Source organism: Devosia sp., assembly GCF_040509215.1.
Taxonomy (GTDB): Bacteria; Pseudomonadota; Alphaproteobacteria; order Rhizobiales; family Devosiaceae; genus Devosia.
This window is the reverse complement of sequence record NZ_JBEVLL010000140.1, coordinates 1-6,840: the sequence shown is the minus strand read 5'-3', so window position 1 is coordinate 6,840 and position 6,840 is coordinate 1. Positions and strand designations below refer to the sequence as shown.

6 protein-coding genes are annotated in these 6,840 nt (G+C 64.6%); 2 read left to right on the top strand and 4 right to left on the bottom strand.

Annotation, left to right across the window (positions count from 1 at the left end):
• Positions 1-1,143, top strand: a 1,143-nt coding sequence (gene mmsB / locus ABW043_RS07510) for a multiple monosaccharide ABC transporter permease (protein ID WP_353920599.1), incomplete at its 5' end; no start/stop codon positions are given.
• A gap of 47 nt (positions 1,144-1,190) precedes the next feature.
• Here mmsB and ABW043_RS07505 read toward each other — a convergent pair.
• The 3 genes from ABW043_RS07505 to ABW043_RS07495 are packed head-to-tail and all read right to left on the bottom strand — an operon-like array spanning position 1,191 to position 2,932.
• Positions 1,191-2,036 (bottom strand): alpha/beta fold hydrolase, encoded by an 846-nt coding sequence (locus tag ABW043_RS07505; RefSeq protein WP_353920598.1) that lies wholly within the window; start codon positions 2,034-2,036, stop codon positions 1,191-1,193.
• A gap of 10 nt (positions 2,037-2,046) precedes the next feature.
• Entirely contained in the window at positions 2,047-2,448 is a 402-nt protein-coding gene (locus tag ABW043_RS07500; protein ID WP_353920597.1) for a VOC family protein, read from the bottom strand.
• A gap of 58 nt (positions 2,449-2,506) precedes the next feature.
• Positions 2,507-2,932, bottom strand: coding sequence for a VOC family protein (locus tag ABW043_RS07495; protein ID WP_353920596.1), 426 nt, complete (start codon positions 2,930-2,932; stop codon positions 2,507-2,509).
• Between the two features lie 72 nt (positions 2,933-3,004).
• On the opposite strand from ABW043_RS07495, the gene ABW043_RS07490 reads away from it, so the two are divergent.
• Entirely contained in the window at positions 3,005-3,697 is a 693-nt protein-coding gene (locus tag ABW043_RS07490) for a helix-turn-helix transcriptional regulator (protein ID WP_353920595.1), read from the top strand.
• A 9-nt stretch (positions 3,698-3,706) separates the two neighbouring features.
• On the opposite strand, the gene ABW043_RS07485 is transcribed toward ABW043_RS07490, so the two are convergent.
• Positions 3,707-6,820 carry an efflux RND transporter permease subunit gene (locus ABW043_RS07485; protein ID WP_353920594.1) on the bottom strand — a complete coding sequence of 1,038 codons (3,114 nt, stop codon included), beginning with the start codon at positions 6,818-6,820 and terminating at the stop codon, positions 3,707-3,709.
• Between the last annotated feature and the right edge of the window lie 20 nt (positions 6,821-6,840).

Genomic DNA, 6,840 nt, shown 5'->3' with positions numbered 1-6,840 from the left:
TTTCAGTATTTTACCGCGGGCGTGCTGTTCAAGCCCGTCAACCTGACCAACATCATCCTGCAGAACAGCTACATCATCGTGATGGCGCTGGGCATGCTGCTGGTGATCGTGGCCGGCCATATCGACCTTTCGGTCGGTTCGGTCTCGGGCTTTGTCGGCGCCCTCGCCGCCATGCTGATGGTGGGCTGGAAATTCCCGCCCGAATTCGCCTTCCTCGCCAATCCGATCATTGCCGGCATCATCTGCCTGATCGTCGGCGCAGCGATCGGCGCGGCACAGGGCTACCTGATCGCCTATCACAAGATCCCCAGCTTCATCGTGACGCTGGCCGGCATGCTGATCTTCAAGGGTCTGTCGCTCGCCATTCTCGCCGGCAAGTCGGTTGGTCCGTTCCCGGCCGAATTCCAGCTGCTTTCGGCTGGCTTCATCCCCGACGTGATCGGGCCGACAACACTGGTTGCGGCCAGCGAAGGCGTGCAGCCGCTGGTCCTGCACACGACGACCATGGTAATCGCGATCGCCGGTGTCGTGGCGATGGTGTTCTTCGCCATCCGTGGCCGCGCCCGTCGCATGGCTCGCGGCTATGACGTCGAGCCGTTTAGCCTGTTCATCGTGAAGAACCTCGTCATCGCAGCGATGGTCATGTTCTTCGCCTATATGCTCGCTTCGTATCGTGGCCTGCCGAACGTGCTGGTCGTGATGGGCATTCTGATCGCCGGCTTCATCTTCCTGACCAAGCGCCTGACCTTTGGCCGACGCATCTATGCTATCGGCGGCAATCTCAAGGCGGCGGCGCTATCGGGTATCAAGACTGAACGCACCACCTTCTACATCTTTGCCATCATGGGTGCTCTCGCTGCCCTTGCCGGCATGATCTATGCGGCTCGCCTCAACTCGGCGACCCCGAAGGCCGGCCAGGGTCTCGAACTCGACGTGATCGCGGCCGTGTTCATCGGCGGCGCTTCGGCGCTGGGTGGCGTTGGCCAGGTGGCTGGTGCGGTGATCGGTGCGTTCATCCTCGGCGTGATGAACAACGGCATGTCGATCATGGGCATCAACATCGACCTGCAGCAGATGATCAAGGGCGTGGTGCTGCTCGCAGCCGTGTTCTTCGATCTCTACAACAAGAACCGTTCGGCCTGATTTTTCGGGCTTTGGATTTGGGGCCGCCGGGAAACCGGCGGCCCTTTTTATTTGACCCGATGGATGAGGCCGGAAACGCAGGCGGCGATCGCCGGCAGTTTTTCGGGGGGCAGTTCGTGGCCCGCGCCGTCCAGGGTGACGAGCCGGGCGCCAGGAATGCCATCGGCCAGGGCCTCGCCGTTTTCGTGCGGCAGGATGGGGTCGAATTCGCCGTGGATGACGAGGGTGGGCGCGGCGATGTCACGGAAGCGGCCGGTCCAGTCTTGCGTGGTGGTGACGCTGCCATGGTTGAACATGCTGGCAGGGCTGCTGGTGCGGTCGAGAATCTGCTCGATGCGGGCAGTGGTGGCGGCTTTATCGACGAGGCCGGCGGGGCCGGCACTGAGGCGGTCGATTTCGAGGAGGAAGGCGAGGACGGAGGGGCGATCGGACCAATCGAGCGCGGCCAGGGTGCCGAAATGGTCGAGGAAGGCATCGGAGATGTGGGGCAGTGCGGGGCCATCCCAACCGAGAGGCTCGGCGCTGACGAGGGTTAGCGTCGTTACCCGCTCGGGATGTTTTAGCGCGATGATCTGGGCGATGTAGGCGCCAAGCGACATGCCCATGAGGCTGAAGTCATCGAGGCCATAGGCGTCGGCGATGGCGAGGATGTCGCCCGCCATATCTTCGACGGAATAGGAGGCTTCGCCGAGCGGCACGCTGGTGGACGCGCCGGTATCGCGGTGATCGAAGCGGATGACGAAGAGGCCTTGCGCCGCAAGGAGCGTGCAGAGCTGATCGGGCCAGGTGAGCATGGAGGCCGTGGCGCCCATGATCAGGATCAGCGGGGGATCGGTGGGGGTGCCGAAGGCTTCGGTGGCGAGGCTGACGCAGGAATGGGTGACTGTGCGCATAGGCACAGCGTTACGCAGCGGCGCCGCGGGCGCAAGCCTCGATATTGTTGCCATCGGGATCGAGGACGAAGGCGCCGTAGTAGTCGCCCGCGCCCTGGCGGGGACCGGGGGCGCCATTGTCGGTACCGCCATTTTCGAGCGCGGCCTTGTGGAAGGCGTCGACCATGGCTTTGCTGTCGGCGCGGAAGGCGACGTGCATCTGGTTGATGCCGGCGCGTGAGCCTTCGACCCAGTAGGAGGGGCGGGTGGTGCCGATCCAGAGATAGGGGATGGGCTCTTCCTTGCTCTTGCCGAAGAGGAAACTTTCGTCGCCGTTGCTGATGGTTTGAAGGCCCAACGCGGCTGCGATGGCGTCGTAAAAGCGACGGGCCTTCGTGAGATCGGTGACGACAATGCCCGTGTGGTCGAACATGGCTCAGCTCCGGTTGGGTCTCGGAGCTGAACGCAGCGGGCGGGAGGGATGTTCCCGATCAGGCGGGGGTGTATTCGACGGCGAGATCGAGCACCCACGTGACGCCAAAGGCATCGCGGACCATGCCATAGAGTGGCGACCAGGCGGAGGTGGCGAGGGGGACGATGACGGTGGAGCCCTCGATCAGCTTGGCCCAATAGGCGGAAAGCTCGTCGGCTGACTTGCCGCGCACCGAGACGAAGACGGCGTTTTCGCCGGCATTGTAGGGCTGGCTCGATGGCACGTCATAGGCCATGAGGCGGAATCCCTCGGGGGAGACGACCTGGCCCCAGAGGATCTGGTCTGCTTCGGCTGGGTTCTGGACGGCGTGGGCATCCTGATAGGTGACGGCGGTGAGCGTGCCGCCGAAGACGGATTGATAAAGGGTGAGGGCGGCGCGGGCCTGGCCGCGGAAATTAAGGTGGGTGGTGGTTTCGATGCTCATTTGAGGCTCCTGCTTGCCGGTTTGCAGGGACTTGTATAGCGAGGGGCAACTGCCAGTTTTCGACAGTTGGACATGGCTCGATCCGATCGACTTTTGCGCCTGTTGCAGGCGATGCGCGTGCTGCCCGCGCCGCTGACCGCCAAGCGGTTGGCGGAGGAGACGGGCGTGTCGCTGCGCTCGCTTTATCGCGATATCGACAGCCTGCGCGCGGCAGGGGCGCGGATCGAGGGCGAGCGGGGCTATGGCTATCGGCTGGTCGAGGATTTTGCGCTGCCGCCGCAGACGCTGACGCGGGCGGAAATCGAGGCGCTGGTGCTGGGGCTGGCTGAAGTTCGGGGCATGGGCGATCCGGCGCTGGCGAACGCGGCGGTATCGGCACTGGCCAAGATTGCGGCAACCTTGCCCGATGAGGCCGAGCAGCAGGCAATGCATGCCGTGTCGCACGTGTTTCGGCCACAGGCGCGGGCGCCCCTGGCGATCGATCTCGAAAAGCTGCGGGAGGCGGCGTGGCGGGAGCGGGCGGTGGCCGTTCGCTACACGGATCAGAACGGGGCAGAAACCGAGCGGGTGATCTGGCCATTGGCGATCGTCTATACCGAGCGAACGCTATCGGTGCTGGCCTGGTGCTGTCTGCGGCAGGACTTTCGGATTTTTCGGGGGGACCGGATGACGAGTGCCGAGGTTACACCCGAGAGCTTTCGTCCGCGTCGGGTGGCCCTGCTGCGCGATTATCTAGCGCAGCTAGAGGGGCGCCTTCGGGACTAGAGCGCCGCGTCACTCGGCGGGATCGGGTCTTGTTTCCATGCTGTCCAACTCGCGCTCCAGCTTGGCTTCTTCTTCGGCTTTGGGCGTCGAGAAGCGGGCGAGGAGGAGGTAGGCGACGGGGGTGAGGTAGAGCGTGGCGATGGCCGCAAAGCCGAGGCCGCCGACCATGACCCAGCCGAGGGCTGCGCGGGCTTCGGCACCGGCGCCGGAGGCGAGGACCAGCGGCACGCCGCCGAGGATGGTGGCGATCATGGTCATCAATACCGGGCGGAGGCGGATGTTGGAAGCTTGCTCGATGGCTTCGGCGACGGAGAGGCCGCGGTCGCGGAGCTGATTGGCGAATTCGACGATGAGAATGCCGTTCTTGGCCATGATGCCGACGACGAGGACGAGGCCGATCTGGGAGAAGATGTTGAGGCTGCCCCCCGTGAGGAGGATAGCCCAGAGACCGGCGGCGAGGCCGAAGGGGACCGTGGCCATGACGATGATGGCGCTCCAGAAGCTTTCGAACTGGGCGGCGAGGACGAGGAGGATAATCACCAGCGCGAAGCCGAAGGTGAGGAAGAGCGCGTTGTTGGCTTCGCCGATGGTTTTCGCTTCAGCCAGCGGCAGGATGGACGTGCCCTGGGGCAGGAGAGGGTTGGCGATCTTCTGCAGTTCGTTGAAGGCGTCGCCGAGGGCGAGGCCATCTTCGAGGCTGGCGGTGACCTGCACGGCGCGTCGCTGCTGCTCGCGGCGGAGCGAGGGTGGGACCGGGGCTTCCTCGATGGTCGCGATGGTCGACATCGGCACATAGCGGCCATCGCCGGTGCGCACGAACAGGGTTTCGAGATCGCGCGGGTCGTTGACCGGGTTGGAGGTCGAGAGCATCCGGATCGAATAGCTCTCGTCGTTGATGAAGATGGTGCCGACATCGGACCCGTCGATCATCGCCTGCATGGTGGGGGCGAGGCCGTTGATGTCGATGCCGAGGGAATCGGCGCGGGCGCGGTCGACCGTCAGGGTGAGCTGGGGCTGACTGGTGTCGAAATTGACCGAGACGCGGCCGAAGCGACCATCGGCTTCGAGGGCTTTGGAGATGGTGTCGGCCGTTGCGGCCAGGACGGTGTAGTCGGAGCCGGCAACGGCGAATTGGAGGCCCGAGCCGCCGCCACGAATGCCGAGGCTGTTGCCCTGGCTGACATTGGCGCGGACGCCGGGAACCTGCGCCATGAGGGCATTGATCTCGGAGGCGATCTGCTGCTGGCTGCGCTCGCGTTCGCCCCAAGGGGCCAGAGTGAGCGTGATGGAGCCGCCATTGCCCCAGCCGGAGAGGACGAAGACCGAACGCACTTCGCCGCTGTCGACATAGGGCTGCAGCATGGATTCGACCTGGCCGAGGCGGGTGCGGACGAAATCGAGGCTGGCCGTGTTTGGCGCGTTGATGCGGAGGTTAATGGCCGAGCGGTCTTCGGAGGGCGTGATCTCCTGCCGGAGAGCGCCATAAACGTAGTAGGCCGAACCGGCAAAGAGCACGGCGAGAAGGATGACCACGAACGAATTGCGCAGGGCCACGCGGAGGGTGATGCGATAGAGGCCGGCGAAGAAGCGACCGATGGCGCCAAAGGGGCCGCCGGTGTGTTCCTTGTGGTCGTTCTTGAGGAGGCGCGAGGCGACCATGGGGCCCATGGAGAGGGCGACGACGGCCGAGAGCAGCACGGCGATGGCGAGAGTGAAGCCGAATTCGCGGAAAAGGCGGCCGGTCTGGCCTTCGAGGAAGCTCAGGGGCACGAAGACGGCGACGAGGGTGAGCGTCGTGGCGATGACGGCGAAGAAGACTTCCTGCGTGCCGAGCACGGCCGCGGCGCGGGGGCCGGCGCCCAGATGCTTTCGGCGCATGATGTTTTCGAGGACGACAATGGCGTCATCGACCACGAGGCCTGTAGCGAGGACCAGCGCCAGGAGCGTGATGATGTTGAGCGAAAAGCCAGCGAGATACATGCCTGCGACGGCGCCGAGGAGCGCAATGGGCATGGAAATGGCGGGCACGATGATGGCGCGCCAATCGAGCAGGAAGAGGTAGATGATGCCGATGACGACGACGAGGGCGACTACAAGGGCGATTTCCACCTCGTGCAGGGCGCCTTCGATGAAAACGGCTTCGTCGCTGGAGATCTTGACGGTCACGCCTTCGGGGAGGGTGTCGTTGAGACTGTCGACGGCGGCGTGGACAGCGTGGGAGATCGAGACGGAGTTGGACTGGGCCTGACGCACGATGCCGAGGCCAATGGCGGGGCGGCCATCAGCACGGATGGAGGAGGTGCTGGCGGCGGCGTCGAAGACGACGCTGGCGACATCGCCGAGGCGCGTGCGGCCATTGATGATGATCTCTTCGAAATCGCTGGGTTCGGTGATTTCGGAAATGGCGCGGACAGAAATGTTCTGGTTGGGGCCGTTGATGGAGCCGGCAGGCGAATCGAAGGCGATGGTCGAGAGGGCGGTGCGGATATCGGCGACGGTGAGGCCGTGGCTGGCGAGTTTTGTGGGGTCGATGTCGACTTCGAAGGATGAGGTGCGGGTGCCGTAAGCCTGCACTTCGGCGACGCCTTCGACGGCCGCGAGACGCTCGGTGACGATGCCATCGACCAGTTCGCTGAGGTCGGCAATGCTGAGGCTGTCCGAGGTGACAGAGAGTTGGAGGATAGGCTGGGCGTCGCTGTCGGCCTTGAAGATGGTGGGGGCCTCGACGCTGTCGGGCAGATTGCGGGTGACGCGGCTGAGGGCATCGCGCACGTCGGAGGTGGCGATATCGAGATTGGTGCTTTCGGAGAATTCCAGGGTGACGCGGCTTTGGCCGACGGAGGAGCTGGAGGAGATCGCCGTGACGCCCTGAACGCGGGCCACGGCGCCTTCGATGATGGCTGTGACCTCGCGGTCGACGGTTTCGGCGGCGGCGCCGGTGAAGCTGGTGGAGACGGAAAGGACCGGGCTTTCTACGCGGGGGAGTTCGCGCACTTCGATGCCGAGGAGAGCGGCAAGGCCGGCCACCATGATCAGCGCATTGATGACCACGGCCATGACGGGCCGACGGACGAAGAGTGTGGCGAGTGCGCCGCCCCGTTCGTTCTTGCTGGCAATGGACACGGCGGCGCCTCCCTAGTTGG

Bases quoted from the DNA above. Each gene is read 5' to 3' on its own strand.
- ABW043_RS07500 (WP_353920597.1), bottom strand. From the start codon at position 2,448: ATGTTCGACCACACGGGCATTGTCGTCACCGATCTCACGAAGGCCCGT.
- ABW043_RS07495 (WP_353920596.1), bottom strand. From the start codon at position 2,932: ATGAGCATCGAAACCACCACCCACCTTAATTTCCGCGGCCAGGCCCGC.
- ABW043_RS07490 (WP_353920595.1), top strand. From the start codon at position 3,005: ATGGCTCGATCCGATCGACTTTTGCGCCTGTTGCAGGCGATGCGCGTG.
- ABW043_RS07505 (WP_353920598.1), bottom strand. From the start codon at position 2,036: ATGCGCACAGTCACCCATTCCTGCGTCAGCCTCGCCACCGAAGCCTTC.